The sequence below is a fragment of the Deinococcus gobiensis I-0 genome, assembly GCF_000252445.1.
Classification (GTDB): Bacteria; Deinococcota; Deinococci; order Deinococcales; family Deinococcaceae; genus Deinococcus; species Deinococcus gobiensis.
Map to the genome: position 1 here is coordinate 3,010,327 of NC_017790.1, position 25,845 is coordinate 3,036,171.

At 71.3% G+C, this 25,845-nt stretch carries 33 protein-coding genes and 1 tRNA gene; 25 read left to right on the plus strand and 9 right to left on the minus strand.

What is annotated here, in order from left to right; all coding sequences use genetic code 11:
- Positions 1-13 precede the first annotated feature (13 nt).
- Positions 14-787, plus strand: a complete 774-nt coding sequence (gene thpR / locus DGO_RS14400) for an RNA 2',3'-cyclic phosphodiesterase (protein ID WP_226991387.1) — start codon at positions 14-16, stop codon at positions 785-787.
- The gene (gene recA / locus DGO_RS14405; protein WP_014686240.1) at positions 784-1,854 is read left to right on the plus strand and encodes a recombinase RecA; all 1,071 of its coding nucleotides are present in this window, start codon (positions 784-786) and stop codon (positions 1,852-1,854) included. Before thpR ends, recA begins: the two co-directional genes overlap by 4 nt.
- 186 nt (positions 1,855-2,040) lie before the next feature.
- On the opposite strand, the gene DGO_RS14410 is transcribed toward recA, so the two are convergent.
- The gene (locus DGO_RS14410) at positions 2,041-2,616 is read right to left on the minus strand and encodes a biotin transporter BioY (protein WP_014686241.1); all 576 of its coding nucleotides are present in this window, start codon (positions 2,614-2,616) and stop codon (positions 2,041-2,043) included.
- Entirely contained in the window at positions 2,613-3,566 is a 954-nt protein-coding gene (locus DGO_RS14415) for a biotin--[acetyl-CoA-carboxylase] ligase (RefSeq protein ID WP_014686242.1), read from the minus strand. The genes DGO_RS14410 and DGO_RS14415 overlap by 4 nt, the downstream gene beginning before the upstream one ends.
- Positions 3,567-3,701: 135 nt before the next feature.
- On the opposite strand from DGO_RS14415, the gene DGO_RS14420 reads away from it, so the two are divergent.
- The 8 genes from DGO_RS14420 to DGO_RS14455 all read left to right on the plus strand — a co-directional run bounded on the left by DGO_RS14420 (position 3,702) and on the right by DGO_RS14455 (position 8,788).
- The gene (locus DGO_RS14420; protein ID WP_014686243.1) at positions 3,702-4,100 is read left to right on the plus strand and encodes a Fur family transcriptional regulator; all 399 of its coding nucleotides are present in this window, start codon (positions 3,702-3,704) and stop codon (positions 4,098-4,100) included.
- 64 nt (positions 4,101-4,164) lie between these two features.
- Positions 4,165-4,848: a hypothetical protein gene (locus DGO_RS14425; RefSeq protein ID WP_043802645.1), complete on the plus strand. Its 684-nt coding sequence runs from the start codon at positions 4,165-4,167 to the stop codon at positions 4,846-4,848.
- Between the two features lie 142 nt (positions 4,849-4,990).
- Positions 4,991-5,827 carry an SDR family oxidoreductase gene (locus DGO_RS14430; RefSeq protein ID WP_014686245.1) on the plus strand — a complete coding sequence of 279 codons (837 nt, stop codon included), beginning with the start codon at positions 4,991-4,993 and terminating at the stop codon, positions 5,825-5,827.
- A gap of 189 nt (positions 5,828-6,016) precedes the next feature.
- Positions 6,017-6,241 (plus strand): helix-turn-helix domain-containing protein, encoded by a 225-nt coding sequence (locus DGO_RS14435; RefSeq protein WP_014686246.1) that lies wholly within the window; start codon positions 6,017-6,019, stop codon positions 6,239-6,241.
- Positions 6,241-6,891 carry a MarC family protein gene (locus DGO_RS14440; protein WP_043803911.1) on the plus strand — a complete coding sequence of 217 codons (651 nt, stop codon included), beginning with the start codon at positions 6,241-6,243 and terminating at the stop codon, positions 6,889-6,891. Before DGO_RS14435 ends, DGO_RS14440 begins: the two co-directional genes overlap by 1 nt.
- Positions 6,892-7,002: 111 nt before the next feature.
- Entirely contained in the window at positions 7,003-7,563 is a 561-nt protein-coding gene (locus tag DGO_RS14445; protein WP_043802646.1) for an HNH endonuclease, read from the plus strand.
- A 27-nt stretch (positions 7,564-7,590) separates the two neighbouring features.
- Complete coding sequence (locus DGO_RS14450) at positions 7,591-8,148, plus strand: HD domain-containing protein (protein WP_014686249.1); 558 nt, start codon at positions 7,591-7,593, stop codon at positions 8,146-8,148.
- Positions 8,149-8,377: 229 nt separating this feature from the next.
- Positions 8,378-8,788, plus strand: a complete 411-nt coding sequence (locus DGO_RS14455; RefSeq protein ID WP_014686250.1) for a WGxxGxxG-CTERM domain-containing protein — start codon at positions 8,378-8,380, stop codon at positions 8,786-8,788.
- Positions 8,789-8,820: 32 nt separating this feature from the next.
- Here the strand turns inward: DGO_RS14455 and DGO_RS14460 are convergent, their stop codons facing one another.
- Together DGO_RS14460 and DGO_RS14465 are read right to left on the minus strand one after the other, a co-directional pair.
- Positions 8,821-9,231, minus strand: coding sequence for a hypothetical protein (locus DGO_RS14460; protein ID WP_083847370.1), 411 nt, complete (start codon positions 9,229-9,231; stop codon positions 8,821-8,823).
- Positions 9,232-9,488: 257 nt separating this feature from the next.
- Positions 9,489-10,721, minus strand: coding sequence for a class I SAM-dependent RNA methyltransferase (locus DGO_RS14465; protein ID WP_014686252.1), 1,233 nt, complete (start codon positions 10,719-10,721; stop codon positions 9,489-9,491).
- Positions 10,722-10,878: 157 nt separating this feature from the next.
- Here DGO_RS14465 and DGO_RS23875 point away from each other — a divergent pair, with 157 nt between their 5' ends.
- Entirely contained in the window at positions 10,879-11,040 is a 162-nt protein-coding gene (locus tag DGO_RS23875; RefSeq protein ID WP_169331017.1) for a hypothetical protein, read from the plus strand.
- Between the two features lie 58 nt (positions 11,041-11,098).
- On the opposite strand, the gene DGO_RS14470 is transcribed toward DGO_RS23875, so the two are convergent.
- The 3 genes from DGO_RS14470 to DGO_RS14480 form a co-directional block, all read right to left on the minus strand.
- Positions 11,099-11,398: a DUF952 domain-containing protein gene (locus DGO_RS14470; protein ID WP_014686254.1), complete on the minus strand. Its 300-nt coding sequence runs from the start codon at positions 11,396-11,398 to the stop codon at positions 11,099-11,101.
- A 59-nt stretch (positions 11,399-11,457) separates the two neighbouring features.
- Positions 11,458-13,368 carry a biosynthetic arginine decarboxylase gene (gene speA / locus DGO_RS14475; protein ID WP_014686255.1) on the minus strand — a complete coding sequence of 637 codons (1,911 nt, stop codon included), beginning with the start codon at positions 13,366-13,368 and terminating at the stop codon, positions 11,458-11,460.
- Between the two features lie 216 nt (positions 13,369-13,584).
- Positions 13,585-13,660: transfer RNA gene (locus tag DGO_RS14480), tRNA-Asp, on the minus strand.
- Positions 13,661-13,769: 109 nt separating this feature from the next.
- Here DGO_RS14480 and DGO_RS14485 point away from each other — a divergent pair.
- Both DGO_RS14485 and DGO_RS14490 read left to right on the plus strand, forming a co-directional pair.
- Complete coding sequence (locus tag DGO_RS14485; protein WP_043802653.1) at positions 13,770-14,507, plus strand: M23 family metallopeptidase; 738 nt, start codon at positions 13,770-13,772, stop codon at positions 14,505-14,507.
- Positions 14,504-15,493: a hypothetical protein gene (locus tag DGO_RS14490; protein WP_226991388.1), complete on the plus strand. Its 990-nt coding sequence runs from the start codon at positions 14,504-14,506 to the stop codon at positions 15,491-15,493. Before DGO_RS14485 ends, DGO_RS14490 begins: the two co-directional genes overlap by 4 nt.
- 3 nt (positions 15,494-15,496) lie before the next feature.
- On the opposite strand, the gene apaG is transcribed toward DGO_RS14490, so the two are convergent.
- Complete coding sequence (gene apaG / locus DGO_RS14495; RefSeq protein ID WP_050920834.1) at positions 15,497-15,901, minus strand: Co2+/Mg2+ efflux protein ApaG; 405 nt, start codon at positions 15,899-15,901, stop codon at positions 15,497-15,499.
- Between the two features lie 34 nt (positions 15,902-15,935).
- Here apaG and DGO_RS14500 point away from each other — a divergent pair, with 34 nt between their 5' ends.
- From DGO_RS14500 to DGO_RS14515, 4 genes are all read left to right on the plus strand, one after another.
- Entirely contained in the window at positions 15,936-16,997 is a 1,062-nt protein-coding gene (locus DGO_RS14500) for a M42 family metallopeptidase (RefSeq protein WP_043802656.1), read from the plus strand.
- A gap of 35 nt (positions 16,998-17,032) precedes the next feature.
- A complete protein-coding gene (ispF, locus tag DGO_RS14505; protein ID WP_014686259.1) occupies positions 17,033-17,572 on the plus strand; it encodes a 2-C-methyl-D-erythritol 2,4-cyclodiphosphate synthase in 540 nt (179 codons plus the stop codon).
- Positions 17,565-18,044: a tRNA (cytidine(34)-2'-O)-methyltransferase gene (locus DGO_RS14510; RefSeq protein ID WP_043802659.1), complete on the plus strand. Its 480-nt coding sequence runs from the start codon at positions 17,565-17,567 to the stop codon at positions 18,042-18,044. Before ispF ends, DGO_RS14510 begins: the two co-directional genes overlap by 8 nt.
- Before the next feature lie 76 nt (positions 18,045-18,120).
- Positions 18,121-19,356, plus strand: coding sequence for an aminopeptidase (locus DGO_RS14515; RefSeq protein WP_014686261.1), 1,236 nt, complete (start codon positions 18,121-18,123; stop codon positions 19,354-19,356).
- Between the two features lie 250 nt (positions 19,357-19,606).
- Here DGO_RS14515 and DGO_RS14520 read toward each other — a convergent pair whose 3' ends face one another.
- Positions 19,607-20,554, minus strand: coding sequence for an aldo/keto reductase (locus DGO_RS14520; protein WP_043803917.1), 948 nt, complete (start codon positions 20,552-20,554; stop codon positions 19,607-19,609).
- A gap of 116 nt (positions 20,555-20,670) precedes the next feature.
- On the opposite strand from DGO_RS14520, the gene DGO_RS14525 reads away from it, so the two are divergent.
- The 8 genes from DGO_RS14525 (at position 20,671) to DGO_RS14560 (ending at position 25,761) form a co-directional block, all read left to right on the plus strand.
- Positions 20,671-21,243 (plus strand): peptidylprolyl isomerase, encoded by a 573-nt coding sequence (locus tag DGO_RS14525; RefSeq protein WP_043802662.1) that lies wholly within the window; start codon positions 20,671-20,673, stop codon positions 21,241-21,243.
- Positions 21,244-21,329: 86 nt separating this feature from the next.
- Positions 21,330-21,839 carry a low molecular weight protein-tyrosine-phosphatase gene (locus DGO_RS14530; RefSeq protein WP_050920920.1) on the plus strand — a complete coding sequence of 170 codons (510 nt, stop codon included), beginning with the start codon at positions 21,330-21,332 and terminating at the stop codon, positions 21,837-21,839.
- Positions 21,840-21,893: 54 nt separating this feature from the next.
- Positions 21,894-22,475, plus strand: a complete 582-nt coding sequence (locus tag DGO_RS14535) for a Jag family protein (RefSeq protein WP_014686265.1) — start codon at positions 21,894-21,896, stop codon at positions 22,473-22,475.
- 57 nt (positions 22,476-22,532) lie between these two features.
- Entirely contained in the window at positions 22,533-23,375 is an 843-nt protein-coding gene (gene prmC, locus DGO_RS14540; protein WP_014686266.1) for a peptide chain release factor N(5)-glutamine methyltransferase, read from the plus strand.
- 244 nt (positions 23,376-23,619) lie between these two features.
- Positions 23,620-24,339, plus strand: a complete 720-nt coding sequence (purC, locus tag DGO_RS14545; protein ID WP_014686267.1) for a phosphoribosylaminoimidazolesuccinocarboxamide synthase — start codon at positions 23,620-23,622, stop codon at positions 24,337-24,339.
- A 35-nt stretch (positions 24,340-24,374) separates the two neighbouring features.
- Complete coding sequence (purS, locus tag DGO_RS14550) at positions 24,375-24,626, plus strand: phosphoribosylformylglycinamidine synthase subunit PurS (protein WP_014686268.1); 252 nt, start codon at positions 24,375-24,377, stop codon at positions 24,624-24,626.
- On the plus strand, positions 24,623-25,294 hold the full coding sequence (gene purQ, locus DGO_RS14555; protein WP_014686269.1) for a phosphoribosylformylglycinamidine synthase subunit PurQ: 672 nt from the start codon (positions 24,623-24,625) through the stop codon (positions 25,292-25,294). The genes purS and purQ overlap by 4 nt, the downstream gene beginning before the upstream one ends.
- Positions 25,291-25,761, plus strand: coding sequence for a DinB family protein (locus tag DGO_RS14560; protein ID WP_083847311.1), 471 nt, complete (start codon positions 25,291-25,293; stop codon positions 25,759-25,761). Before purQ ends, DGO_RS14560 begins: the two co-directional genes overlap by 4 nt.
- Positions 25,762-25,845: the final 84 nt, after the last annotated feature.

Consider the following 25,845-nt stretch of genomic DNA (forward strand, 5'->3'; position numbering starts at 1 on the left):
CAAGGGGGGTTCCGTGAAGGTCCGCACTGGTCCCGGCAAGCCCGCCGCGCCCAAGGCCGCTCCTGGGAAGTCAGGAGCCGCAGCACCCGCGAAGTCGGCGGCCGGTCCAGCCGTCGCCAGTCGGCCCCGTCCGGCCCGGCCCGGCAGCCCGGCCCAGCCGGAGGACCGGACCCACACCCCCTCTACCGTCCGGCTGTTCTATGCCCTCAAGGTGCCGACCGAGGTCGCCGCGCCCCTCGCGCAGGTCCAGAGCCGGCTCAAGGGCAACTGGCGTTCGGTACGCGCCGACCAGATGCACGTGACCCTGGCCTACCTGCCGGCCGTACCGCCCGCGCGGGTGGGCGACCTCAATGCCCTGGGCCTGCGGCTGATGGGCGAGCGCGCGCCGATGGACCTGCGCCTGCGCGGCACCGGCTACTTTCCCAACGAGGGCAGCCCCCGCGTGTGGTTCGTGAAGGTCGAGGCCGACGGCCTGGACGAGCTGGCGGCCGACCTGCGCGCCGGCATCCAGGCGTTGGGGCTGGAGACCGACGACCTGAATTTCAAGGCGCACATCACCCTGGCGCGCAAGAAGGGCCCGGCCCCGCGCGTGCCGCCCCTCACCTTCGATCTGGGCTGGCAGGCCAGCGGCGCGGCGCTCATGCGCAGCATCCTCCGTAAGACCGGCCCGATCTACGAGACCGAGAGTTCTTTCCGCTTTCAGGGCAGCCGGAGCCGTCCCCGGCCCATCAGCCCCAGCGCACCCGACGACATTTCCGGCCAAGAGGCCCATCAGGAGACGCCATGAGCAAAGACGCCACCAAGGAAATCACTGCCCCCAGCGACGCCAAGGAACGCATGAAGGCCATCGAGACGGCCATGAGCCAGATCGAGAAGGCCTTCGGCAAGGGCAGCATCATGAAGCTCGGCGCCGAGAGCAAGCTCGACGTGCAGACCGTGAGCACCGGCAGCCTGAGCCTGGACCTCGCGCTGGGCGTGGGCGGCATCCCCAAGGGCCGCGTCACCGAGATCTACGGCCCCGAGTCGGGCGGCAAGACCACCCTGGCCCTGAGCATCGTCGCGCAGTCGCAGAAGGCGGGCGGCACCTGCGCCTTCATCGACGCCGAGCACGCGCTGGACCCCGTGTACGCCCGCGCCCTGGGCGTGAACACCGACGAACTGCTCGTGTCGCAGCCCGACAACGGCGAGCAGGCGCTCGAAATCATGGAGCTGCTCGTGCGCTCGGGCGCCATCGACGTGGTCGTGGTGGACTCGGTCGCCGCGCTGACCCCGCGCGCCGAAATCGAGGGCGAGATGGGCGACAGCCTCCCCGGCCTCCAGGCCCGCCTGATGTCGCAGGCCCTGCGCAAGCTCACCGCCATCCTGTCCAAGACCGGCACCGCCGCCATCTTCATCAACCAGGTGCGCGAGAAGATCGGCGTGATGTACGGCAACCCCGAAACCACGACCGGCGGGCGCGCGCTGAAGTTCTACGCCTCGGTGCGTCTGGACGTGCGCAAGATCGGCCAGCCCATCAAGGTCGGCAACGACGCCGTGGCGAACACCGTGAAGGTCAAGACCGTGAAGAACAAGGTCGCCGCGCCCTTCAAGGAAGTCGAACTGGCCCTGGTGTACGGCAAGGGCTTCGACCAGCTCAGCGACCTCGTGACGCTGGCGGCCGACATGGACATCATCAAGAAGTCGGGGTCCTTCTACAGCTACGGCGAGGAACGCATCGGCCAGGGCAAGGAAAAGGCCATCGCCTACATCTCCGAGCGCCCCGAGATGGAGCAGGAGATCCGCGCCCGCGTCCTGAGCGCCATCCGCACCGGCAACGCCCCGGAAGTGCCCAGCGTGCCCGCCCTGGCGGAGTAAGTCCGGGCGTTCCACTCCCACTTTCGGCGGATGCGCCGGCTTCTGCCGGCCCGCCATGCTGGGCGCGGTTCGGCAGCGGGTCTTCTCTCCGGTGTGGGAGTCATCGACACCCCGCTCCGAACCACCTCTATATAGACCACCCCCCCATCCGGGTGAAGATGGGGGGGTGTTGCTGATTGGTCAGGCTCAGCGGCGGGTCAGCGACCAGGCCCCCGGCAGCAGCAGGGCAGCCAGCCCCAGCTTGAGGGCGTCGCCCAGCACGAAGGGGGTAAGCCCCGCGTGCAGCAGCGCCTGCCCACGCAGGCCGGTCACGGCCCCCAGCCAGGGCAGCCCCAGCGCGTAGATGACGACGCTACCCACCAGCATGGCCAGGGCCGCGCCCCAGATGCGGCGGTCCAGCCCGAAGCGCTGCGCCAGAAAGCCCACGAGCGCGGCGGCCAGCGGATAGCTCAGCAGGTAGCCGCCGGTCGGCCCCAGGAACTTGGCGAACGAGCCGCTGCCACCCGCGAAGACCGGCAGGCCCGCCGCGCCCAGCGCGAGGTACAGCGCCAGCGCCGCGAAACCCCGTTTCCAGCCCAGCGCTGCGCCAACCAGCAGCACGCCCAGGGTCTGGAGCGTGACCGGCACAGGATGCAGGGGCACCTCGGCCTGCGCGAGCAGCGAGACGAAGGCCGCGCCGCCCGCGACGAGCAGGAGGTCGCGGGTCAGGCCCCGGGCGGGGGCCAGCGTGCGGGACAGGGTGGGATAGGTGGTCTGGGTCATGGGGAAACTCCTTGGGGATGAGAAGGCGAAAGCGCGCCGACAAGCTGCACGTCCCCGGCGCTGACGGTGTGCAGGATGCCGTCGGGGCTGCGGACGAGCAGGCTGCCGCTGGCGTCGAGGTCTTCGGCCACCCCGGCGACCGGGCCGCGCGGCGTGGCGACCTCGACCGGGCGGCCCAGGGTCAGGCTGGCCGCGCGCCAGGCGTCCAGCACGGTGCCGGGCGGCTGCGCCAGCCAATGTTCCAGCGCCGCGAGGGTGTCGCCCAGCAGCTCGGCGCGGGTCAGGCCGGGCCGCCACTCGTCCAGGCAGGCCGCGCCGGGCGGGGCCGCCGTGACGTTCACGCCGATGCCCAGCACCGCCCGGCGCGCTTCCTCGCCGCGCAGCTCGGCTTCCAGCAGGATGCCCGCCGCCTTGCGCCCGTCACGGGCCAGCAGGTCGTTGGGCCACTTCAGGCCCAGGGGCCGCCCCGGCATTCCTCGTGTGGCCGCCGCGTGCAGGGCGACCCCGGCCGCCAGCGGGGCCAGGGCCAGCTCGGCCAGCGACAGGTCGCGCCGCAGCAGCACGCTGAACACCAGCACCCCGCTGCGGGTGTCCCAGGCGCGGCCCCGGCGGCCCCGGCCCCCGGTCTGGCGCTCGGCCACGCACACCGCGCCGTGCGGGGCGGGGGCGTGCGCGTCGTCGGCCCAGGCGCGGATCTCGTCCTGGGTGCTGCCCACCGTCCCGGCGTAGCGCATCGCCCGCCCGAACTCGCCGCGCACCCCGACCAGGGCCGGCACCGGCGTGCCCGGCTCGAGGGCGTACCCGGCGCGCGAGATCCGCAGCGGCACGCCGCTCTGTTCCAGACGGTGGGCCAGGGTGCTGACCGTCACGCGGTTCACGCCCAGCAGGGCGCCCAGCGCCTCGCCCGACTGGGGCTGGTCACTGAGGAGGGGAAGCAGACGCTGGGGCATTCGGTTCTGTGTTTTACGGGAAAAGCCGAACGGAAGGCAACTGGACCGGGTCCAGAGATCGCGCGGCGGCCCCGTCCGGCACACCGTGAGCAGGATTCCGGCAAGCGTGGAGCGGGTTTGCTAGAGTGCGGCATTATGACGATGGTGCGGCAAACCAAGCAGCGCGCGGCGGTGATCGAGGTTCTGCGGACATCGCGCGCCCATCCCGACGCGGCCGGGGTTCACGCGGCCGTGCGCGAGCAACTGCCCAGCGTGAGCCTGGGAACGGTGTACCGCACCCTCGACGCCCTGGTCCGTGACGGCGTCCTGGTCACCATCGAGCGTGCCGGGCAGGCGACCCGCTACGACTACCGCCACGAGGGCGAGGAACACCACCACGCGGTGTGCCGGGGTTGCGGCGCGATCTTCGACGTGGAGGTCGGCGCGCTGCCCTACCTGCCCCGGGCCGCGCTGCCCAGCGGCTTTCAGGTGACCGACGTGCGCCTGGAGTTCATGGGCATCTGCCCCGGTTGCCTGGAGCGCCCGAGCAACTGACCTCCCTGCGCCGCGCCGGCAGCAGAGCAACCTGTCCCCCCAGCGCGGCGCTACGCTCGCAGGCATGACCGCGCCGCTTTCTCCTGTCCCCGAACCGCAGGCCTTTCCGGCCTACCGGCTGCGCGAGTTCCTGCCGGCCTTCTTGCTGGGCTGGGGCCTGGGCGCGCTCCTGACCTTCGGGGTGCGTGCCCTGGGCGACGCCCTGCTGACCACCCCCTGCGCGGGCCGCACGCTGCTCTCGCTGGCGATGCCGCTGCTGCTGGGGCCGGGCGGCCTGGGCTTCACGGCCCTGAGCTGGCGCCGCCCGCGCCGCGCCGCCCTGGGGCTGGGCCTGGTGGTCGCCTCGCTGATGCCGGCGCTGTACGTGGGCGCGCGCGACATCGGCGAGCTGCGCACGACCGGCTGCGCGGGCGGCTACGTGGTGCTGGCGACCCCGGGCACCCGCTCGGTGAGCACGCTGTCGCTGCGCGGCGGCGAGTCGCGTGAGCTGACCGGACGCATCGGCGGCTATACCCCCCAGACCCACCCCGGCACCTTCCGGCTCGCGGCCCAGAGCAGCACCCCCAGCGTGGTGGTCACGCTGCCGAAAGCGGCGGTACGGGCGGGCGAGGTCTTTCCGGTGCAGGTCACGGTCCTGAAGGGCGCGGCCATCAACACCTTCACGGCCGGCGTGCAGGCCACCCAGACGGCCCCGGACGGCCGGACGCTGGCCGCCGACGGCACGCTGGAAATCGACGTCCGGCCCTGAGCCGCGCGCCGGCCTCCATTCTTGACCCGGCCTTCAGAAACCCGCCAGCCTCACCGTTCGGCCGGTCCCGAGCGCGTATTCAGGGCGGCGGACGGCCCGCACCTGCCCCTGGACGGGCGCGCGGCGGGCCAGGGAGGGCGTTATGGGCAAGGTCTGGTTCATCACGGGAACGTCGCGGGGCTTCGGATACGAGTGGGCCGATGCGGCGCTGGAGCGGGGCGACCGTGTGGCGGCGACGGCCCGCGACGCGGCGAGCCTGCACGGGCTGGTCGAGAAGTACGGCGACGCGGTGCTGCCCCTCACGCTGGACGTGAACAGCCGCGAGGCGGCCTTCGCGGCCGTGCGGCAGGCCCACGACCATTTCGGTCGCCTGGACGTGATCGTGAACAACGCGGGGTACGGCCAGTTCGGGCTGATCGAGGAACTGAGCGAGGCCGAGGTCCGCGACCAGTTCGAGACGAACGTGTTCGGGGCGCTGTGGGTCACGCAGGCGGCGCTGCCCTTCCTGCGGGCGCAGGGCAGCGGCCACATCATCCAGGTGTCGAGCATCGGGGGCATCAGTGCCTTCGGGGGCATCGGCATCTACAACGCCTCCAAGTGGGCGCTGGAGGGCTTCAGCCAGGCGCTGGCGACCGAGGTGCGGCCCCTGGGCATCTCCGTGACCCTCATCGAGCCGGGCGGCTTCGACACCGACTGGGGCGGCAGCTCGGCCCGGCACGCGCAGCCGCTGGACGCCTATGCCGAGGTCCACGAGCAGATGCGCCAGGCCCGCGCGTCCCGCGTCGCGGCCCCCGGCGATCCGCAGGCCACGCGCGGGCCCATCCTCAAGATCGTGGACGCCGCCGAGCCGCCCCTGCGCGTGTTCTTCGGCGAAGCGCCGTTGGCCATTGCCACCCGCGACTACGAGAGCCGCCTCGCCCTGTGGCGCGAGTGGCAGCCCGTGGCCCTGGAAGCCCAGGGCGGCGCGAAGGCGGACTGACCCGCCCACTCTGCATACTTTCTCGCCCGGAATACAGGAGGCGCGGCCGTTTCCGCGTCTTCTCCTGCCATCCGGGGGCCCCCGACCTCCCCTGGTCACCGAACGCCAGGCCCGCGCCGTTCTGGCAGCGCATCTGCCAAGCGACCACAGATTATAGTCTGTAGATTATAAACATGTTAAGCTGACCGGATGACCTGGGAACAGACCGAACACTATCTCCGTGAGCAGATCCGGGCGCAGCCACGCGGATTCCAGACCGCGCTGGCCGAGCGCCTGGGCATCTCGCAGCCCGCCGTGGCGCAGTTCGTCGGGGGCGGAAAGAGCATCCCGACCTCGCACCTCTCGGCCATCCTCGACATGCTGGGCCTCGAACTGAGCGTGCAGCCCCGCAGTCCCCAGGGAGCGCGGCCGTGATGACCACCGAGATCGTGGCGATCATCACCCAGACCTTCCTGACGATGCTGGTGGTCATGGACCCCATCGGGCTGGCCCCCATCTTCATCGGGCTGGCCGGCAACCGGCCCGCCTTCGAGCGCCGCCGCATCGCCCTCAAGGCCTCGCTGGTGGCGGGCGGCATCATCCTGCTGTTCGGGCTGGTGGGCCGGGCCCTGCTCGAGCACCTGGGCATCAGCCTGAGCGCCTTCCGCATCGCGGGGGGCATCCTGCTGTTCATGATCGCGCTGGACATGGTCTTCGCGCGCCCCAGCGGCAGCAAGGAGACCCCCGAGGAGGAGCGCGAGGCCCAGGAACGCCAGGACATCAGCGTGTTCCCGCTGGCGATCCCGCTCATCGCCGGACCCGGCACGCTGGCGAGCATCATGATCCAGGCGAACACGGCGCACGGCAACCCGGTGCTGCTGCTGGCCGTGTTCGCCATGACAGGCGTCGTGCTGTGGCTGTGTTACCTCGCCCTGCGCCTGAGCGGCCAGATCGGGCGGGTCATCGGCGTGACCGGCGTGCATGTGGTCACGCGCGTGCTGGGCGTGCTGCTGGGCGCGCTGGCCGTGCAGTACATCGCCGACGGCACCCTGGAACTCATGCGCGGCGGCCTGCGCCCCGGCTGAGCCGGGCCTCTGCGGCCGCGTGCGGACCCGGCCGTCCCGCTTCCCTGTCCAGGCGCGGCGCTAAGCCACCTGGCGCAACATTTCCCTGATGACGGCGCTCTAGAATGGGGCATGAACACGGCCGGAACTGGAGGGGAAGAAGTCCACATACCGCGCGCGGCACCGGACCTGAACGCGCCGCGCGTCCTGGTGCTCAACGCGTCCTATGAACCGCTGCACGTCACGAGCGCCAAGCGGGCGATCACGCTGCTCCAGTACGGCGTGGCCGAGGTGCTGCAAAACAGCGCGGAGGTGGTCCGGTCGCCCAGCACCGTCCTGCCGATTCCCAGCGTCATCCGGCTGCGGCGCTACGTGCGCCGGCCGCGCGTGCATCCCGTGCCCTTCAACCGGCGCAACGTGCTGCGGCGCGACACCTTCACCTGCCAGTACTGCGGCAGCGCCGACGACCTCACGCTCGACCACGTCATGCCGCGTTCGCGCGGCGGGCGTCACGGCTGGGACAACGTGACCACCGCCTGCCGCGCCTGCAACCAGCGCAAGGGCAACCGCACCCCCGACGAGGCCGGGATGCCGCTGCGCACCCGCCCGCGCGCGCCGACCTTCGGGGTATATGCCCACGGACAGTTCGCGCACTGGCAACCCGTGTGGGCGCAGTACCTGGGCGGCCAGTAGGCGGAGGCGCGCCCCTAGACTGGGGCCATGAACCGCGAGCAGGCCTACGCCCTGATGCTGGACCATACGCCCTCCGAGTCGCTGCGGCGGCATATGCTGAACGTCGAGGCGGCGATGCGCGCCTATGCCCGCCACTGGGCCGGCCTCGGCGAGGCGGCGGACGAGGAGACCTACGCCGTCGCCGGGCTGCTGCACGACTTCGACTACGAGCTGCACCCGGACGAGCACCCGGCCTGGGGCGTGGCGTACCTGCGGGGGCACACCGACACGGCCCCCGAGGTCCTCGACGCGATCATGGGGCACGCGGCCTTCACGGGGACGCCGCGCACCACCCGGCTCTCGCAGACGCTGTTCGCCGTGGACGAGCTGACCGGGCTGGTGCAGGCCGCCGCCCTCGTGCGCCCCGACAAGGACGTGCGGCAGGTCGAGCTGAGCAGCCTGAAAAAGCGCTTCAGGAACCGGGCCTTCGCCGCCGGGGTCAACCGCGACGAGGTCGAGCAGGGCGCGCGCGAGCTGGGCGTGGACCTCGACACCCACATGACGACCGTCCTGCGGGCCATGCAGGACATGACCCCGGACGCTTGAGCGGGCGGGGCCAGGGAGCAGCGCCGTCCCCGAACGCCCTGCCCGGAAAATAAAGGTGCGTTCATTCGACTGGAGAACCGCCCTGAGATTGAGTTCAGGGGCGCTCTGCGCGGACTAAAGGGGCGGCCAGTTCCCCTCTCAGCGCAGGCGGAGCAGGCCGAATCAGACTGGCGACAGACAGGTCCGGTCTCCGCTTCGGCTATTCCGGCGCGCTGCTCAAGGAGTTCTCATGCGCACGACGCCCCTGACCCTCACGTTGTTGCTCTCTTCTCCAGTGGCCCTGGCCGCCGCGCCCCTGCCCGGCTACGTCCAGGTGCAGTCCTCCACCGACGGCACCACGACACCGACCGACCCGGGGACCTCGGGGGACCCGGTGACGCCCGGCACCGATACGGCCGCGCCGGACACCACCGACACGACCACCCCCGCCGATACCACCACGCCGACCGACTCCACCGATACGGCCGCGCCGGGCAGTTCGACCGACTCGTCGGCCAGCAGCAACGTCTCCGAGAGCGCTCCGCGAGGCAACGAATTTCCCTGGGGCCTGCTGGGCCTGCTGGGCCTGTTCGGGCTGATGGGCCGCAGCCGGAGAACCCCCGACACCACACGCACCGTCACGGGGACCGAGCGGCGCTGAGCCGGGGCAAGGTCAGGGACCTGCCTCGCCCGTCAGGGACCGCTCTGACGGGCAAGTTCCTGTCCCTGGGCCGACTGCACCCGGAAGGCGTAGCTCTGCGCCTCCAGCGCGGTCCATTCGACCCGCAGGCCCGCGCAGGCATCCGGCTCCTCCAGTTGGGTACGGGTGGGGTAGCGGGTATCCAGGCTGCTGCTGCGGTAGGTCTCCAGTGTGCGGGCCAGGGCGGTCGCGCAGTTGCCGGCGGCGGCGCGCGCGGTGGCCTCGCTGGCTTCGGGCAGGGTCGGCGACAGGACCGCGCCCTGCCCACGCAGGGTCCGCACCTCGGCCTCCAACGCCGTGACCCGCCGGGCCAGCTCGGCCTGGTCGGCGCGGGCCTGCCGGTCCTGGCACCCGGCCAGCAACGGCACGAGCGCCAGAGGCAGCAGAAGGGCGGCGCGGTTCACGGCCCGCACCCTAGCGCGCAGGCCGGAGCGCCGGGCCGTCTCTAACCGTTCGGTAAAGCGCCGAGTGTCAGGCCCAGGGGTCGGGTGATCGGCCCCACACCGCCCCCACGGACCCGGGAGAAGGGCGAAGACCCAGCGAGTCCGTGCCGGCCCGGAGAGGCGCCGGAAACCTGCCTGTCACCTCTCCGGCCTCTCTCTTCCACCGGCCGCACGCAATGCCCCGCCTCTGTCACCGGCCCGGCGCTGTCCGGTCCAGCTCAGCGGTTGAGCACGCTCACGATCTCGACATGCGAGGTCTGGGGGTAGAAGTCGTGCGGCGTGACCTCGCCCAGCTTCCAGCCCCGGCGCGCGAACTCGCCCACGTCGCGCGCCCAGGTGGCCGGGTCACACGAGACGTACACCAGCCGGTCGGCGGTCGAAGCCTGAATCTGTTCGCGGGCCTCGGCCTCCAGCCCGGCGCGCGGAGGGTCCACGACGATCACGTCGGTCCCCAGCTCCGAGAAACGGGCCGCGTCGCCGCTGCGGTAGGTGACGTTCTTCTCGCCGCTCAGGGCCACGTCCTGCCGCCCGCGCGACAGCGCCTCGGAGGAACTGTCGAGCACCGTCACGCGCCGGAAACTCGGCGAAAGGTGGCGCGCGATGGCCCCGGCCCCGCCGTACAGGTCCACGGCGTGCTCGCCCGTGCCCGCCAGTTCGGCGGCGCGCACGTAGGCCAGACCCGCCGCCGCCGGGTTCACCTGCGCGAAACCGGTGGCCGACACGCTCACCTGCACGCGCCCGAACTGCTCGCGGATCTCGCTCTCGCCGGCGATGAGGCGCACGCCCGCGCTGAAACGCCGCCCGGCCGGCTGCGCCAGCGACACGCCGACCACGCCCGAGTCCATGAGGTGGTCGCTGGCCCGCAAAAACTGCCGGGGCTCGCCCGCCCCGATGATCGCCGCGACGACCTCGCCGGTGAGCTGGCTGGCCCGGAAGGCCACCTCGGTCGCGGGGTCGAGGTGCTCGGGGTCGAGGCGCTCGGCCACCGCGCGGATCTGCTCCATGACGAGCGGGTCCTGCGTGAAGGCCTGCGGGCCGTGGCCCCGGCGCTCACGGTAGGCGAGGCCCTGCGGCGTCACGAGGTACTGCGCGGTGTTGCGGTAGTGCCACTCGCTCGGGCTGGGCACCGTCTCGCCGACCGTGTGCCGCACCTTGGCGATGCGGGTCAGCGCTTCTTCGACGAAGGCCCGCTTGAAGGCGAGCTGCGCGGCGTAGGTGGCGAAGGCCAGATCGGCGGTGGGCAGCTCGGGGCCGTCCACGCGGTCAGGGCTGCGGCGCAGCACCTCGACGACGTCGCCCTGGCGCACGCCCTTGCCGGCGCGCAGGCGGGCAGTGACGCGTTCGCCGGGCAGCGCGCCGCGCACCAGGACCACGCCGGACTCGTCACGGGCCAGCCCCAGGCCTCCCGCTACAAGTTTCTCGATTTCCAGCGTGATGAGAGCATCCGACATAACGCACAGGGTAGCGCGGCGCGGCCCCTCCTATGGGCTGCGGCGTGCCAGTTCGGCCGAGCGGGCCGCTGCGGCTGACCGGCAGTGGATGGGCGTCTCAAGATTTTCCGCTCCATACCTCTCATCCACAGGGCCGCTTTTGCTCGACACTGAAGCCATGAAACGCCTCCTTCCGCTGCTGGCCGCCGCCCTCCTGCTCGCCGGTTGCAGCAACCAGGGCAGCGGGACGTCCTCCTCGACCACCACCACCAAGACCTTCGATTCGTCGGGTCAGCCCGCCGGCACCTCGACGACGACGACCACCGAGAGCAACAAGTAACGCCTTTCTGCGCAGCGCCCGCTCCGGCTGATGGCCGGGGCGGGCGCTGTCCGCCGTTTCACGGCCCCCGGAGCGCTCCGGGCAACCGGAACGTGCCGCCCGGTTCAGGGGGAAAGTCCAGCACCGCCACCACCGCGTCCAGATTGACCGGGCCGTAGAGGTGCGGGAAGAGGTCACTGCCCGGCTCGAATGCCTCCCAGCGCAGCTCTGGCCGCAGCCGCTCGGGAGCGATGAGCAGCACCACGAGGTCCGGCTGGCCCCGGTACAGAAAGTCGGCAACCCGTAGAAGCTGTCCATCCGGCCGCGAGGCGTGGATGAAGCCCTGCGTGCCCAGGCTGGGGGGCGCGTACTCGCCCACCGCCCGCGCCGCCGCCCACGCCGCGCGGGTCGTGATATGGGCGACGGGTCCCGGCGTGCTCAGCTTTCGTACTCCAGGTAGGTGTAGCCCAGCAGCTCCTCGCCGTAGTCCTCGAGCAGCTCGTTTTCCTGGTCGGTGGTCAGGATGCCGGCCTTGATGGCGGCGTCGGCCTGGTCCTCGATGGCGTCACGCAGCATGGGTTCCTCGTAGCCCATCGACTCGATCATGCGCCGCGCCTTCTGGCCGCGCACGAAGAGATCGATGTTGAAGCGCCCGCCGGGCCGCACCGTGATGTGCGCCTCGCTGACCTTGCCGAAGAGGTTGTGCGCGCTGCCGAGCACGTCCTGGTACGCACCCATCAGGAACACGCCCAGGTAGTAGGGCTTGTCGCCGGGGTCGTGCAGGGGCAGCGTGGCCTTCACGTCGCGCAGGTCGATGAACTTCTCGATCTTGCCGTCAGAGTCGCAGGTGATGTCCACCAGCGTCGCCTGCCGCGTGGGCTTCTCGGCCAGGCGGTCGAGCGGCACGATGGGAAACAGCGCCTGGATGGCCCAGTTGTCCGGCAGGCTCTGGAATAGCGAGAAGTTGCAGATGTACTTGTCGGCGAGCACCTTTTGCAGGTCCTCGAGCTCGTCGGGGACGTACTTCTCGTTGGCGATGAGCTTGGCGATCTTGCGCAGGATGGCGTTGAACAGCGCCTCGCCGCGCGCCCGGTCGCCCAGCGTCACGTAGCCCAGGTCGAAGAGGTTGTGCAGCGTGCCCTTGTCGCCCACGGCGTCGTTGTAGGACTCGCGGTAGTTGCGCGCCGTGATCTTCTCGAGGATCTCCTCCATGTCCTTGACGACCTGGTGGCTGTCGGGGCTGGGCGGCGCGAGGTTTTCCAGGTCGCGGGTCGGCCCGGTCACGTCCACCACCGGCAGGATCAGAACGGCGTGGTGGGCGGTCAGGGCGCGGCCCGACTCGGAGACGATGACGGGTTCGGGCACGTTTCTCGCCTTGCAGACCTCCTGCACGGTGTAGACCACGTCGGCGGCGTACTCCTTGACCGTGTAGTTCATTGAGGCGTAGAAGGTGGTCTTGGAGCCGTCGTAGTCCACGCCCAGGCCGCCGCCCACGTTGAGGTACTTGAGCTGCGCGCCCGCCGCGATGAGGCCCGCGTAGGTCTGGGTGGCCTCGCGCACGGCGACCTTCACCCGGCGGATGTCGGTGATCTGCGACCCGATGTGGGTGTGGAGCATCACCAGCGAGTCGAGCATGTTCTCCTCGCGCAGGCGCTCGACCACGCGCAGCAGCTCGTAGGCGTTCAGGCCGAACTTGGCCTGGTCGCCGCCCGACTCCTCCCACTGGCCCGAGCCGCGCGCGTGCAGCTTGAAGCGCACGCCGATGGCCGGCTTGACCCCCAGCGCCCTGGCCTGCTTGAGGATGCGCTCGAGCTCGGTGAACTTCTCGATGGTGATAACCACGTTCTTGCCGAGCGTGCGGCCCCACAGCGCGAGCTTGATGAAGCCGTCGTCCTTGAAGCCGTTGCAGCACAGCAGGGCGTCGGGGTGCATCTTCTGGGCGAGGCACAGGGCCAGCTCGGCCTTGCTGCCCGCCTCCAGGCCGTGCGCGTAGTCGTAGCCGGCGGCGGCCACCGACTCGACGACCATGCGGCGCTGGTTGACCTTGATCGGAAACACGCCCTGGTAGTGCCCGCTGTAGTTGTACTCGGTGATGGCCGCCTGGAAGGCCTCGTTCAGGTGCTTGACGCGTCCGGCGAGCACCTGCGGAAAGCGCAGGATGACCGGCAGGCTCTCGCCCCGGTCGACGATCTCGTCCACGATGGCGCGCAGCGGGGCGTGCAGGCCCGGCGCGGGGGTGACTTCGAGCGCGCCCTTGTCGGACACGCGGAACCAGCCGCCCGCCCAGTTGGGCACCTGGTACAGTTCGGCGGCGTCGGTGGTCGAGAAATTGGTGTTGGTGGCAGTCATTGCGTGGCGTCCTCCCCAGGGTGTGGATAGGCTCGCCGTGCGCGGGGTTCGGAGAAGGCCGGGCAAAAGGCCCACTCAACGGACGCCGTGCGAAACCGGGGCGCATGATAGGACAGCCGGGGGCCGCAGAGTGTCATATGGAGCGGCAAGCCGCAGGCCGTCCCCACCACTGGGCCGAAGCACGAAAAAAGCGCCCCGTTCAGGGCGCTCCTTCTCTGGCGGTCCGGACGGGATTTGAACCCGCGACCTTCTGCGTGACAGGCAGATATGCTAACCGCTACACTACCGGACCAGCGGACAAAAGAGTACGGGCCAGGGATGCGGAAGTCAAGCCGCGCGCCGCCGAAACCGAAGGTGCCCTGCGCCACCGTGCCGCCCGCGCGCGCACGCGAGCATTCCCCATGTCCAAGCTGAACTTTTTGCGGCGCGGCGGGCGGGCGGTCCTGGCGGGCGCCCTCCTGCTGGGCGGCGCGCTGGCCCACTACGCCGCGCCGCTGCCCCTGTCGGCCATCGCCCCGCCCTCGCGGCAGTTCGGCCTGCCTTTCGCGGGGGCGCCGGGGCCGGACACCTGGCTGCTGGGCCAGGGCTACGGCAACACCACGGGGTCCTACCGCCAGCGGCGCAGCACCTACGGCAACCTCCAGGGCATCCACGCGGGACTGGACTTCTCGGCGCCCTGCGGCACCCCGGTGCGCGCCATCGGGGACGGCCGGGTGGCCGAGGTGGACGGCACCCACGGCAGCCCGCCGCACAACGTCGTGATCGACCATGCGGGCAACCTCAGCAGCCTGTACGGGCACCTGCGCGTGCGCTCCTCCGTGCGGGTCGGGCAGCAGGTCAAGCGCGGGCAGGTCATCGGGGAGAGCGGCGACTCGCAGTTCACCTGCGTCAGCGCGCCGCACCTGCACCTGGAACTGCGCGACCGCTCGCACCAGCGCTTCTTCAACCCGGTGCCGTACATCGCCGCCGACTGGGACACGCTGGCGCTGGCCGGGGGCTTCGGGCGCGGCTACGAGTACGACCTCGACCAGCCCCGGCGCTGGCAGACCCCCGACACCCAGCCGGGCGCGCTGCGCGGCGGGCCGCTGCTCAACGAGTTCCGGCGGCCCTGGCCCCCCGCCCCCGGAGGCGCGCGGTGAAGCGCGCCCGTTCCCTGGCCGCCCTGGCCCTGGCGGCGCTCTCGCTGGGCACCCTGGCCCCCGCCGCCACGCTGCCCTCGCAGGCGGTCCTGAGCGGGACGTGCTGCCCCGGCACCGTCTGGACGCCGGATTCGCGTTCGCTGCTGTTTCTGGACGGTCCCCCGGCGCGCGGCAGCACCGGCATCTATGAGGTGCCGGCCGGCGGCGGCGAGGTCACGCGGCGCTTTTCCTCGGTGGCCTTCTTCTCGCCCCGGCTGCTGTGGGCGGTGCGGCCCGGCAGCGGCGAGGCGACCACGCTGGAGCGGCTGGCCGACGGGCGGCGCTTCACCCTGCCCACCTACGGGAGCGACGTGGCCTGGACCCGCAGCGAGACCCGGCTGGCCTACACGCGCAGCGACACCACCGGCAACTACGACCGCCGCGCCACGCGGGTCTACGTGGCGAACGCCTTCGGGGCGCCGCGCGCCGTGGCGACCCTGTACGGCGGCGGCATCTCGGGCTGGATCGGCGAGGACACGCTGCTCCTGAGCGGCAAGTCGGCCCCCGGCAACCGCGACCGCGACCTGTTCACCCTGAACGTCCTGACCGGCGCCAGAAAGACGCTGCGCACCGCCCTGGGCTTCCGCGCGGTGGCCCTGAGCCCTGACGGCCAGCGGGTCGTCTACACGGTCGCCTTCGACTCGGCGGCGCGCAACGGCCTGTGGCTTCAGGACACGGCGGGCGGCGCAGCGCGCGAGCTCAACGTGTACGGCTCCTACCGCTGGCGCGACGCGCAGAGGCTGCTGCTCATTCCGCTGGGGGACGTGACCGGGACGAGCGGGCCGCATGTGCTGCGGCAGTACGGCGTGGGGAGCGGCACCTGGACCACCCTGGGCGACCTCGGCGATCAGGTGCGCCAGAGCGACTGGAATGTCAGCCCCGACGGCACGCGCCTGAATTTTCTGAGCGCGGCGAGCGGCGACGTGCGGGTGCTGCGGCTGCCGTGAGCCTCAGTTCAGGACCCGTTCGCCCCCCGCATCGAGGCGGAAGGGAGGAACAGGCACCTGCGCCGCCTTGCCCCAGGCGTCGCGCATGACGTAGTGCCCCCCCATGACGCCGGGGGCCGCGTCGAGGGTGACGAAGGAATCGTAGGTGTAACGCGCGCCGGGCGCGAGGATGGGCTGCTCGCCGACCACGCCCTCGCCGTCCACCGTGATCACGCGGCCGCGCGCGTCCTGGATGTCCCAGTGGCGCGCGACGAGCTGCCAGGTGTCGCCGCTGCGGTTGTGGATGGTGATGACGTAGCCGAACACCTGACGCTGCGCCGCGCTGTGCTCGGGCAGATGGCGCACCTCCACCTGCACGTCGATCTCGGGGACGTCGGTCTGGGGACCGGGAGCAGGCGTAAAGGTCATGGCCCCAGTGTAGGCGGGCGGTAGACTCCGGCCCATGAGCCAAAGCAGTGAATACATCAACCGCGAGTTTCTTTTCGCGCTGCTCTCGCAGGCCGCCCCCAGCGGGGCCGAGCGCCGCGCCGCCGACGTGTGGAAAAAGGAGGCCGCGACCTTCGCCCGCGTGAGCGAGGACCACTACGGCAACGTGTACGCCGAACTCGGCCCCGAGGACGCGCCCGCCGTCGCCCTGATGGGCCACCTCGACGAGATCGGCCTGATCGTCTCCTACGTCGGCGACGAGGGCTTCCTGAGCGTGCTGCCGGTGGGCGGCTGGGACCCGCAGGTGCTCGTGGGCCAGCGCATCCGGCTGCTCGCGCCCGGCGGCGACCTCATCGGCGTGATCGGCAAGAAGGCGATTCATGTCATGGACGCCGACGAGCGCACCAAGGCCAGCAAGCTCGAGGACCTGTGGATCGACGTGGGCCTGAGCAAGGAAGAGGCCCAGGCGCAGATTCCGGTCGGCACCTACGGCGTCATCGAGCAGGGGCCGGTCATGGTGGGCGGCAAGGTGGTCAGCCGCGCGCTCGACAACCGCGTGGGCGCGTTCATCGTGCTCGAAGCCCTGCGGGCGCTGAAGGACACCGACCTCAAGCACCGCGTGGTCGCCGTGGGCACCACCCAGGAGGAGATCGGGCTGTTCGGCGCGCAGCTCAGCGGGCACCGTCTGGACCCCATCGCCGGCATCGCCGTGGACGTGACGCACGAGACCAGGCAGCCCGGCGTGAGCGAGAAGAAGTACGGCGTGGCCCCCTTCGGCTCGGGCGCGAACCTGACGGTCGGGCCGATGCAGAGCCCCGCCCTGCTGCGCCGCCTGACCGACGCCGCAAAGGCCGAGGGCATTCCCTACACCCTCTCGGCCACCGGGCGCTACAGCGGCACCGACGCCGACGCGCTGGCGCTGGTGCGCTCGGGCGTGCCGACCGCCGTGGTCAGCATTCCCAACCGCTACATGCACAGCCCCAGCGAGATGGTGGACGAGCGCGACGTGAAGGCCTGCACCGACATCATCGCGGCGGGCGTGCGCGCGCTGGAGGCGCAGCCGGACTTCGGGCGCTGAGGGACCAGGGGGCGGGCCCCGCTATCCTGCCCCCCATGACCTCTTCTTCCCTCCCCGGCCCCGACCGCGCCCCGCTCGCCTACCGGATCGGGTACGGCGAGGACGCCCACCGCCTGGCCCGGCCGGAAGACGGCGGCCGACCCCTGGTCCTGGGCGGCGTACAGGTGCCGTCCGAGCGCGGCGCGGTGGCGCATTCGGACGGCGACGCCGCGCTGCACGCCGTGGCCGACGCCCTGCTCTCGGGCCTCGCGCTGGGCGACATCGGGCAGTATTTTCCCGACACGGCCGCCGAGTGGCGCGGCATGGATTCGCGCGTGATCCTGGAGCGGGCGCTGGGGCTGGTGCAAGAACGCGGCTACGCGCCCCTGAACGTGGCGCTGGTCGTGACCCTGGACCGCCCCAAACTGGGGCCGCTGCGCGCCGAGATCGCCCGGTCGCTCGCGGCGCTGCTGGCCCTGCCCGGGGGCGAGGTCGGCGTGAGCTTCAAGACCTCCGAGGGGCTGGCCCCCGACCACGTGCAGACGCGGGTCACGGTGCTGCTGGGCCGGCTGGAGCCGGGAGACGCGGATGTCTGAGATCACCCCGGCCGCCGCGCCCCTGCTGCACGTCGTCCTGTTCGAGCCGGAGAAGGCGGGCAACGTCGGCAACGTGGCGCGCACCTGCGCCGTGCTGGGGGCCGAGCTGCACCTCGTCCGGCCCTTCGGCTTCCACCTGCACGACCGCGAGTTCCGGCGGGCGGTCATGGACTACCTGGAAGGCGTGACGCTGCACGAACACGCGAGCTGGACGGCCTTTCAGGACACCCTGGGGCCGGGGGCGCGCGTCTTCGCCTTCTCGACCCACGCGACGGGCCTGCACACCCGCGCGGGCTTCCGGCGGGGCGACTACCTGCTGTTCGGCCCCGAATCGCGCGGGCTGCCCGCCTGGCTGCGCGACGCCCTGCCGCGCGTGAAGTTGCCGCAGCCCGGGCACGGCCGCAGCCTGAACCTCAGCGTGGCGGTGGGAATCGCCGCCTTCGAGGCCGGACGCCAGATCGAGGGCTGGTAGAAAAAGACTGGCGCACGCCCCGCGATGCCGGACACCCGCCCCACGGGCAGGCACATGCCGTCCTAGAGTGGCGCCCATGACCACCTCCGATTTCCAGACCCGGCTGGCGCGCTACGCCGAACTGCTCGTGCGCACCGGGGTCAACCTGCCCCGGGGGGGCAAACTGTTCGTCGCCGCGCCGCTGGAGGCCGCTCCCCTGGCCCGCCTGATCGCCCGCGCCGCCTACCGCGCCGGGGCGCTCGACGTGCGCGTGCGGTACGTGGACGACCACCTGGACCTGGCGCTGTACGAGGACGGCGGCGACGACGCGGTGGCCTACGTGCCGGAATGGGCCACCCTGGAAGCCCAGAAGATGCTGGGCGACGGCTACGCCCGCCTGCGCGTCGTGGGGGACGACCCGGCGCTCTTCGCGGGCGTGGACCCGGCGCGCATCGCCACGCGCAGCAAGCTGCTGGCGCAGGCCGGGCGGGAGGTGGCGGCGGCGGTGAGCGGCTTCGCGGTGAACTGGTGCGTGGCGGCCATGAGCACCCTGGCCTGGGCCGCCCGCGTGTACCCGGACCTGGAAGAGCAGGAAGGCGTGGCCCGGTTGTGGGACGACATCTTCGCCGTGACCCGCGCCGACCAGCCCGATCCCGTCGCCGCCTGGGACGCGCATCTGGCGGGCCTGGAGCGCCTGACCCGCCTGCTGACCGAGAAGCAGTACGCCGCCGTCCACCTGAAGTCCGAACTGGGCACCGACCTGACGGTGGGCCTGGCCGAGAACCACATCTGGCAGGGCGGCGCGGAGACGGCCAAAAACGGCATCCGCGCCGTGCCCAACCTGCCCACCGACGAGGTCTTCACCGCCCCGCACCGGGAGCGCGTGGACGGCTGGGCCGCCGCCAGCAAACCCCTGAGCGCGCGCGGCCAGCTCATCGAGGGCATCCGCGTGCGCTTCGAGGGCGGCCGGGCCGTGGAGGTGACGGCCGAGCGCGGCGAGGAAACCCTGAAACAGCTGGTCGGGACCGACGAGGGCGCCGCGCACCTCGGCGAGATCGCCCTCGTGCCCGCCTCGGCCCCGGTGGCGCGCACGGGCACGCTGTTCCTGAACACGCTGTTCGACGAGAACGCCGCCTCGCACATCGCCCTGGGCCGCTGCTACCCGACCAACGTGCAGGGCGGCAGCGACGAAGCGGTGCTACACGCCGCCGGCGGCAATGACAGCCTGATCCACGTGGACTGGATGATCGGCACCCCCGGCACAGACGTGGACGGCATAACCAAGGACGGCGCGCGCGAACCCCTCATGCGGAACGGAGAATGGGTGGTCTGAGGGGCTTGGGGGAGGAGCTGAGGTCGTGCGCCCGGACCTCTCCCCCACCGCCGAAGTCAGGCGATCTCAACCCCTCCCGACTCGCTACCTGAGTCCCCTCACAGGCCGTCCTGCATGGAGCGCACGGACCATTCCAAATGGGCTGAGGCTGGCCCCAACCTGAGCCGCCACGCCTCAAGCCAGAGCAACCCCACCACCATTCGGAACGACGCTTGCCGAGCGCAGCGCCTAGCTTCCCCCTCCTCGCAGCTCAGTCCTTCTTCGTCAGCCGGTCCACCTCCGCCACGTCCTCCGCACTCAGCGTCCAGCCCACCGCCGCCACGTTCTGGTCGATCTGCTCGGGCTTCGTCGCCCCCGCGATCACGCTCGACACCGGCTCCTGGGCGGCCAGCCAGCTGAAGGCCAGTTCCAGCAGCGTGTGGCCCCGCGCCTCGGCGAACTGGCGCAGGCCCTCGACGATCTTCCAGTTCGTGTCGGTCATGTAGCGGTCGCTCAGGCCCTTGGCCGACGCGAAGCGCGTGCCCTCGGGGGCGGCCTGATCCGGGCGGTACTTGCCGGTCAGCAGGCCGCTCGCCAGCGGAAAGTACGGCAGCAGCCCCAGGCCGTGCGCGCGCATGGCGGGCAGCAGTTCCTTCTCGGCGCCGCGCACGAGCAGGCTGTACTCGTCCTGACACGACACGAAGCCGGGCTGGTGGGCCGCACTCGCGATCCAGTCGGCGTCCACGACCTGCCACGCCGGCAGGTTCGAGCAGCCCACGTAGCGCACCAGCCCGCGCGCGATCAGGCTCTGCAGCGCGCTCAGGGTTTCTTCCAGCGGGGTCAGGGGATCGGGGGTGTGGAGCTGGTAGAGGTCGATGTGATCGGTGCCCAGGCGCTTCAGGCTCGCCTCGACCGCCCGCTCGATGTACCGGCGCGACGCCCCCCTGGCGGTGCCCTCCTGGTTCATCGGCAGCCCGAATTTGGTCGCCAGGACGACACGGTCGCGCTCGGCCCCCAGCGCGCGGCCCAGCAGCGTCTCGGAGCGGCCCGGCTCGCCGCCGTAGATGTCGGCCGTGTCGAACAGCGTGATGCCGGCGTCCAGCGCGCGGGCCACGACCGCCTTCGTGCCCGCCTCGTCCAGCCGGCCCCCGAAGTTGTTGCAGCCCAGCCCGACCAGCGACACCTGCAGGCCCGAGCGTCCCAGTTGACGGTAATCCATGCGGCCCAGCATCCGCCCGGGCGCGCCCCGCTGACCGCCCCGGACCTTGAGGCAACCTTGAGGGTGCGCGGCCCCCGCCGGGCCCAGATGAGAGCGCAGCGGGTACAATGCCCCCCATGACGAATGCGGACACCTATACCGGCGAGGGCTTCCAGGCCACGCCCGAGCTGAAGGCCGAGCGCCAGACCAAGTTCACCCAGGCCCCCGAACTGGGCGAGGGCATTGAGCCCGGCAAGCAGTACCGGGCCGTGCTGGAGACGAGCAAGGGCCGCATCGTGGTCGAGCTGTACCCCGACGACGCCCCCGTCACGGTGAACTCGTTCGCGTACCTGCTGCGCCACCACTACTACGACGGCATCAAGTTCCACCGCGTCATCGACGGCTTCATGGCCCAGACGGGCGACCCCAGCGGCACCGGCGCGGGCGGCCCCGGCTACGACTTCGAGGACGAGCCCAACGACCAGCGCCACACCGGCAAGGGCGTGCTGAGCATGGCGAACCGTGGCCCCAACACCAACGGCTCGCAGTTCTTCATCACCTTCGTGGCGACCCCGCACCTCGACGGCCGCCACACGGTCTTCGGCAAGGTCGTCGAGGGCCTGGACGTGCTCGACCGCATCACCCGTATCCAGCCGGGCATGGGCGGCACGCCCGACGTGATCGAGAAGGCGTACCTCGTCGAGAAGTAAGCCGCACCCATGTTCCGAGGCCGCCCTTTCCGGCGGCTTCTTTTTTGGCCCGTGTCCTTTCGGCCCGGGTGCGGCACAATTCGGGCATGAACGACGTTTCTTCCGAGTCGGGCGCGCGGCCCCTGCGGGTCATGGCGCTGTGTCTGGGCAACATCTGCCGCTCGCCGGTCGCGGAGGCGCTGCTGCGCCGGGAACTCGCGGCGGCGGGCGTGGAGGCCACGGTAGTCAGTGCCGGCACCGGGGACTGGCACGTGGGGCGGCCCGCCGATCCACGCTCACAGGCGGTCGCGGCGGCGCACGGCCTGGACCTGGGGGGCCGGGCGCGGCAACTCGGGGCCGCCGACTTTTTCGAGCAGGACGTGATCCTGGCGATGGACGCGGGCAACGCCGGGGATGCCCGGCGGCTGGCCCCGCACGGCGCCGAGGCCCGCGTGCTCCTCATGCGCGACTTCGACCCCCAGGGCCGGGGCGAGGACGTGCCCGACCCCTACTACGGCGGGACGCGCGGTTTCGAGGACATGTACGAGATGCTCGAACGCAGCGCCCGGGCCTTCGCGCAGGCGGCGCGCGGCGGGGGTGAGTTGCGGGGGCAGTGAACGCCGCCGCATCCGCCAGCTTTTTGTGAGCGCCGCCGCGCTACAGTGGCGGCTATGGACAACCGCACGAACCTCGACGACTATCTCGCGGGGTTGGGGATCAGTGACGCCGACGAGAGCGCGCCGCTGCCCCACACGCCCGAGCCGGCCCTCGCCGGCCCCGCGCTGGACGCCGCCCACGAGGACCCGCGCGCGGTGCTCGAACGGTTCCTGCGCGGCCTGATCGCCCGGATGGACCCCAGCCTCCAGGTCAGCATCACCGAGACCGGGGACGCCCTGGAGGCCGAGATCACCGGCGAGAACGCCGCCAAACTCGCCGGGCGCGACGGCCGGGTGCTGGGGGCCATCGAGGTCATCGCCTATACGGTGCTGACCAAGCAGGCCGGCCGGGGCGACCTGCGCGTGCGGGTGGACGTGGGCGGCTACCGCAAACGCCAGTCCGATACCCTGAGCAAGCTGGCCGAGCGTCTGGCCGTGCAGGTCGCCAAGAGCGGCGAGCCCCACGAGCTTCAGCCCATGCCCGCCGCCGAGCGCCGCATCATCCACATCACCCTCAAGGAACACCCCGACGTGATCAGCGAGTCGGTGGGCGAGGGCAGCGCGCGTCGCCTGGTCATCCGGCCCCGCCACGGCTGAGCCGACCGCGCGGCGGGGGACGCTCCAGGTCCTGCCCGCGCGGCCCACCTCTCTCCCATGCCGACCCTCCGTCAACTTCTCCTGAGCAGCACCGAGGCCCTGCGTGCGGCGGGCGTTCCCTCCCCCGAGACGGACGCCCGCGCGCTGCTCCTGCATGCCCTGGGCCTGGGACGCACGGCGTTGCTGCTGCGGGGCCACGAGGAGGTCGCCTCCGGGGACGCCGCGCGGGTCACGGCCCTGACCGGGCAGCGCGCGGCGCGCGTGCCGCTGCAACACCTGCTGGGCGAGGTCGAGTGGGGCGGCGTGCGCCTGGGCAGCGACGCCCGGGCGCTCGTGCCCCGGCCCGAGACCGAGTGGCTGCTGCACCTCGCGCTGGAGAACCTGCGCGGCGTACCCGCCCCGCGCGTGCTGGACATCGGGACCGGTACGGGCGCCCTCGCGCTGGGCCTGAAGGCGGCCCGGCCGGACGCGGCGCTGTGGGCCACCGACCTGAGCCCGGACGCCCTGGCCCTGGCACGCGAGAACGCAGCCCTGAACGGCCTGGACGTGACCTTCGTGGCGGGCGATCTGTGCGCGGGCCTGCGCGGCCCCTTCGACCTGATCGTGAGCAACCCGCCCTACCTGCCCGAGGGCGACCGCCAGAGCGCCGACCCCGAAGTGCGCCATGACCCCGACCTGGCGCTGTACGCGGGGCCCGACGGCCTGGACGTGGCCCGGCCGCTGGTGCGGGAGGCCGGCCCGGCGCTGGCCCCCGGCGGCACGCTGCTGCTGGAACTCGACCCCCGCAACGCCCCGACCCTGGCGGCCGAGCTGCGTGCCGGGGGCTGGGCGGCCGAGGTCCGCGACGACCTGACCGGGCGGGGGCGTTTCGTGTCGGCGCGCCGGGGACCGTCCGAGTGAGTTGAACGTCCCTGTACGCCCGGATTCAGGAAATGTTAAGTTACCCGCAGGCAGCCAGGCCCAGCGCTGGAGCTGCACTTTTTCTTTTCCAGTCGCGTCCCGCGAGACGCCCCGGCCTCGAGACGGAGCCGGTAAGTTCGTCCGAGAGACGACATTGGAGCCCCTGAATGCAGAAGACGAAGGCAGCGGAGCGTCGCCCCGAGCACTTGCGGGGGGCGCTTTTCCTACTTAGGGAGGCGGCGGTATGACCAGAGGCAAGCAGCTGTACGAGGGCAAGGCCAAGCGCGTGTACGCGACCGCGAACCCGGCCGAGTATGTGGTGGAGTACAAGGACGAGGCCACGGCCTTCAACGCCCAGAAGCGCGGCGAGTGGGCGGGCAAGGGCGCGACCAACAACGCCATTACGGCGCATCTGTACCCGCAGCTCGAGGCGGCGGGCATTCCGACGCACTTTATCGGGCAGCTGTCCGAGCGCGAGCAGCTGGTCAAGGCCGTGAGCATCATTCCGGTCGAGGTCGTGGTGCGTAACGTCGCCGCCGGAAGCTTTTCCAAGCGCCTGGGCGTCGAGGAAGGCACGCTGCTGACCCACCCCGTCGTCGAGTACTGCTACAAGTCCGACGCGCTGGGCGATCCGCTCATCAACGACGACACGGCCATCGCGCTGGGCTGGGCCACCGAGCCGCAGCTGCGCCGCCTGCGCGAGCTGGCCCTGAAGGTGCGCGCCTTCCTGGTGCCGTATTTCGAGGCGCGCGGCGTGCGCCTGATCGACTTCAAGCTGGAGTTCGGCACGCTGGCCGACGGGACCGTGGTCCTGGCCGACGAGATCAGCCCCGACACCTGCCGCTTCTGGGACGCCGAGACGAACGAGAAGATGGACAAGGACCGCTTCCGCCGCGATCTGGGCGGCGTAGAAGACGCCTACGCCGAGATGCTGCGCCGCGTGACCGGCCCCGCCCAGCGCTGAGCCGCCCGCCCCACCCCACCCTCCGGAGTCCTGCCATGCCCCACTACACTGCTAAGGTTTACGTCACCCTCAAGCCCAGCATCCTCGACCCCCAGGGACGCACCGTCGAGCGCGCCCTCTCGCACCTGGAGCACGACAACGTGTCGGGCGTACGCATCGGCAAGTACATCGAACTGAACCTGAACGGGGAAAAGGCCGAGGTCGAGGCGCAGCTGCGGGACATCACCGAGAACGTGCTGAGCAACCCCATCATGGAAGACGCCCGCTGGGAGCTGAACGAGGCGTGAAAACCGCCGTCATCCAGTTTCCGGGCTCCAACTGCGACGCCGACGCCCTGCACGCCGCGAAGCTGATGCTGGACGAAGGCGCGCAGTTCGTGTGGCACACCGAAACCCAGTTGCCCGAGGGCACCGAACTGGTGTTCCTGCCCGGCGGCTTTTCCTACGGCGACCACCTGCGTTCGGGGGCCATCGCCGCCCGCAGCCCGGTCATGAACGCCGTCAAGGCCCACGCCGAGGCCGGAGGCTACGTGCTGGGCGTGTGCAACGGCTTTCAGGTGCTGACCGAGGCGGGGCTGCTGCCCGGCGCCCTGTCGCGCAACCGCGAACTGCACTTTCTGTGCAAGCCCGTGAAACTGCGCGTCGAGAACCACCAGACCGCCTACACGGCCGCCTATGCCAAAGATCAGGTGCTGGAGATTCCGGTGGCGCACGGCGAAGGCAACTACTACGCCGACGCCGAGACGGTCGCCCGCCTGGAAACCGAAGGCCGCGTGGTCTTCCGGTACGTGGACAACCCCAACGGCAGCCTGAACGACATCGCGGGCATCGTGAACGAGGGCGGCAACGTGCTGGGCATGATGCCCCACCCCGAGCGCGCAGTCGAACTGCTGCTGGGCAGCGAGGACGGCCGGGGGCTGTTCGAGTCGCTGCGGGCCGGCCGGAAGGGCGCATGATCCTCGGGGACTACCTGGCCGGCGAGTACCGCAGCGAACTGGAGCTGTTCCGCGCCGCGCTGGACAGCGTGCCCGACGAGCAGTTCTACGCCGCGCCCCTGAGCCACAGTCCCGCGTGGCACGCCCTGCACGTCGCCGACTGGCTGCGCCTGATGGTCGTGGACGACCGCACGCCCAACTACCACTACCTCGGCTGGGAGGACTCGGAGCGGGTGCGCGCCCTCGCCACGCAGCCCGCCCCCCTGGATGACACGGCCCCCCGCGCGGAGATCATGGCCCGGCTGGGCCAGATCGGCACGCAGGTGGGCGACTTCCTGACCGGCAAGGATGAGGCGGCGCTGGACGGCGAGGTCTTCAGCGCGGCCACGGCCAGCGGCACCCGCCCGCGCCTGACCGCCCTGGGCATGCAGCTGCGGCACGTCGCCTACCACAGAGGGCAAGTGCAGCTCGGCAAGAAGAGCCGCTGAAGATGGGAAACGAGCTGCCGCAGATAACGAGTCGTGACTTACTCCAACATACTGTGCAGTTCCCTCGGCTTACACCTGTCCCAA

Coding starts and splice junctions, on each gene's coding strand:
- apaG (WP_050920834.1), bottom strand. CDS start 15,901: ATGACCTTTACGCCTGCTCCCGGTCCCCAGACCGACGTCCCCGAGATC.
- DGO_RS14425 (WP_043802645.1), top strand. CDS start 4,165: ATGACCGCGCCGCTTTCTCCTGTCCCCGAACCGCAGGCCTTTCCGGCC.
- ispF (WP_014686259.1), top strand. CDS start 17,033: ATGACCTCTTCTTCCCTCCCCGGCCCCGACCGCGCCCCGCTCGCCTAC.
- prmC (WP_014686266.1), top strand. CDS start 22,533: ATGCCGACCCTCCGTCAACTTCTCCTGAGCAGCACCGAGGCCCTGCGT.
- DGO_RS14435 (WP_014686246.1), top strand. CDS start 6,017: ATGACCTGGGAACAGACCGAACACTATCTCCGTGAGCAGATCCGGGCG.
- DGO_RS23875 (WP_169331017.1), top strand. CDS start 10,879: ATGAAACGCCTCCTTCCGCTGCTGGCCGCCGCCCTCCTGCTCGCCGGT.
- DGO_RS14415 (WP_014686242.1), bottom strand. CDS start 3,566: ATGCCCCAGCGTCTGCTTCCCCTCCTCAGTGACCAGCCCCAGTCGGGC.
- DGO_RS14445 (WP_043802646.1), top strand. CDS start 7,003: ATGAACACGGCCGGAACTGGAGGGGAAGAAGTCCACATACCGCGCGCG.
- DGO_RS14485 (WP_043802653.1), top strand. CDS start 13,770: ATGTCCAAGCTGAACTTTTTGCGGCGCGGCGGGCGGGCGGTCCTGGCG.
- DGO_RS14410 (WP_014686241.1), bottom strand. CDS start 2,616: ATGACCCAGACCACCTATCCCACCCTGTCCCGCACGCTGGCCCCCGCC.
- DGO_RS14420 (WP_014686243.1), top strand. CDS start 3,702: ATGACGATGGTGCGGCAAACCAAGCAGCGCGCGGCGGTGATCGAGGTT.
- speA (WP_014686255.1), bottom strand. CDS start 13,368: ATGACTGCCACCAACACCAATTTCTCGACCACCGACGCCGCCGAACTG.
- DGO_RS14525 (WP_043802662.1), top strand. CDS start 20,671: ATGACGAATGCGGACACCTATACCGGCGAGGGCTTCCAGGCCACGCCC.
- DGO_RS14440 (WP_043803911.1), top strand. CDS start 6,241: ATGACCACCGAGATCGTGGCGATCATCACCCAGACCTTCCTGACGATG.
- DGO_RS14450 (WP_014686249.1), top strand. CDS start 7,591: ATGAACCGCGAGCAGGCCTACGCCCTGATGCTGGACCATACGCCCTCC.
- DGO_RS14510 (WP_043802659.1), top strand. CDS start 17,565: ATGTCTGAGATCACCCCGGCCGCCGCGCCCCTGCTGCACGTCGTCCTG.
- DGO_RS14535 (WP_014686265.1), top strand. CDS start 21,894: ATGGACAACCGCACGAACCTCGACGACTATCTCGCGGGGTTGGGGATC.
- DGO_RS14430 (WP_014686245.1), top strand. CDS start 4,991: ATGGGCAAGGTCTGGTTCATCACGGGAACGTCGCGGGGCTTCGGATAC.
- DGO_RS14465 (WP_014686252.1), bottom strand. CDS start 10,721: ATGTCGGATGCTCTCATCACGCTGGAAATCGAGAAACTTGTAGCGGGA.
- DGO_RS14530 (WP_050920920.1), top strand. CDS start 21,330: ATGAACGACGTTTCTTCCGAGTCGGGCGCGCGGCCCCTGCGGGTCATG.
- purS (WP_014686268.1), top strand. CDS start 24,375: ATGCCCCACTACACTGCTAAGGTTTACGTCACCCTCAAGCCCAGCATC.
- DGO_RS14520 (WP_043803917.1), bottom strand. CDS start 20,554: ATGGATTACCGTCAACTGGGACGCTCGGGCCTGCAGGTGTCGCTGGTC.
- DGO_RS14455 (WP_014686250.1), top strand. CDS start 8,378: ATGCGCACGACGCCCCTGACCCTCACGTTGTTGCTCTCTTCTCCAGTG.
- recA (WP_014686240.1), top strand. CDS start 784: ATGAGCAAAGACGCCACCAAGGAAATCACTGCCCCCAGCGACGCCAAG.
- purC (WP_014686267.1), top strand. CDS start 23,620: ATGACCAGAGGCAAGCAGCTGTACGAGGGCAAGGCCAAGCGCGTGTAC.
- DGO_RS14515 (WP_014686261.1), top strand. CDS start 18,121: ATGACCACCTCCGATTTCCAGACCCGGCTGGCGCGCTACGCCGAACTG.
- DGO_RS14560 (WP_083847311.1), top strand. CDS start 25,291: ATGATCCTCGGGGACTACCTGGCCGGCGAGTACCGCAGCGAACTGGAG.
- DGO_RS14500 (WP_043802656.1), top strand. CDS start 15,936: ATGAGCCAAAGCAGTGAATACATCAACCGCGAGTTTCTTTTCGCGCTG.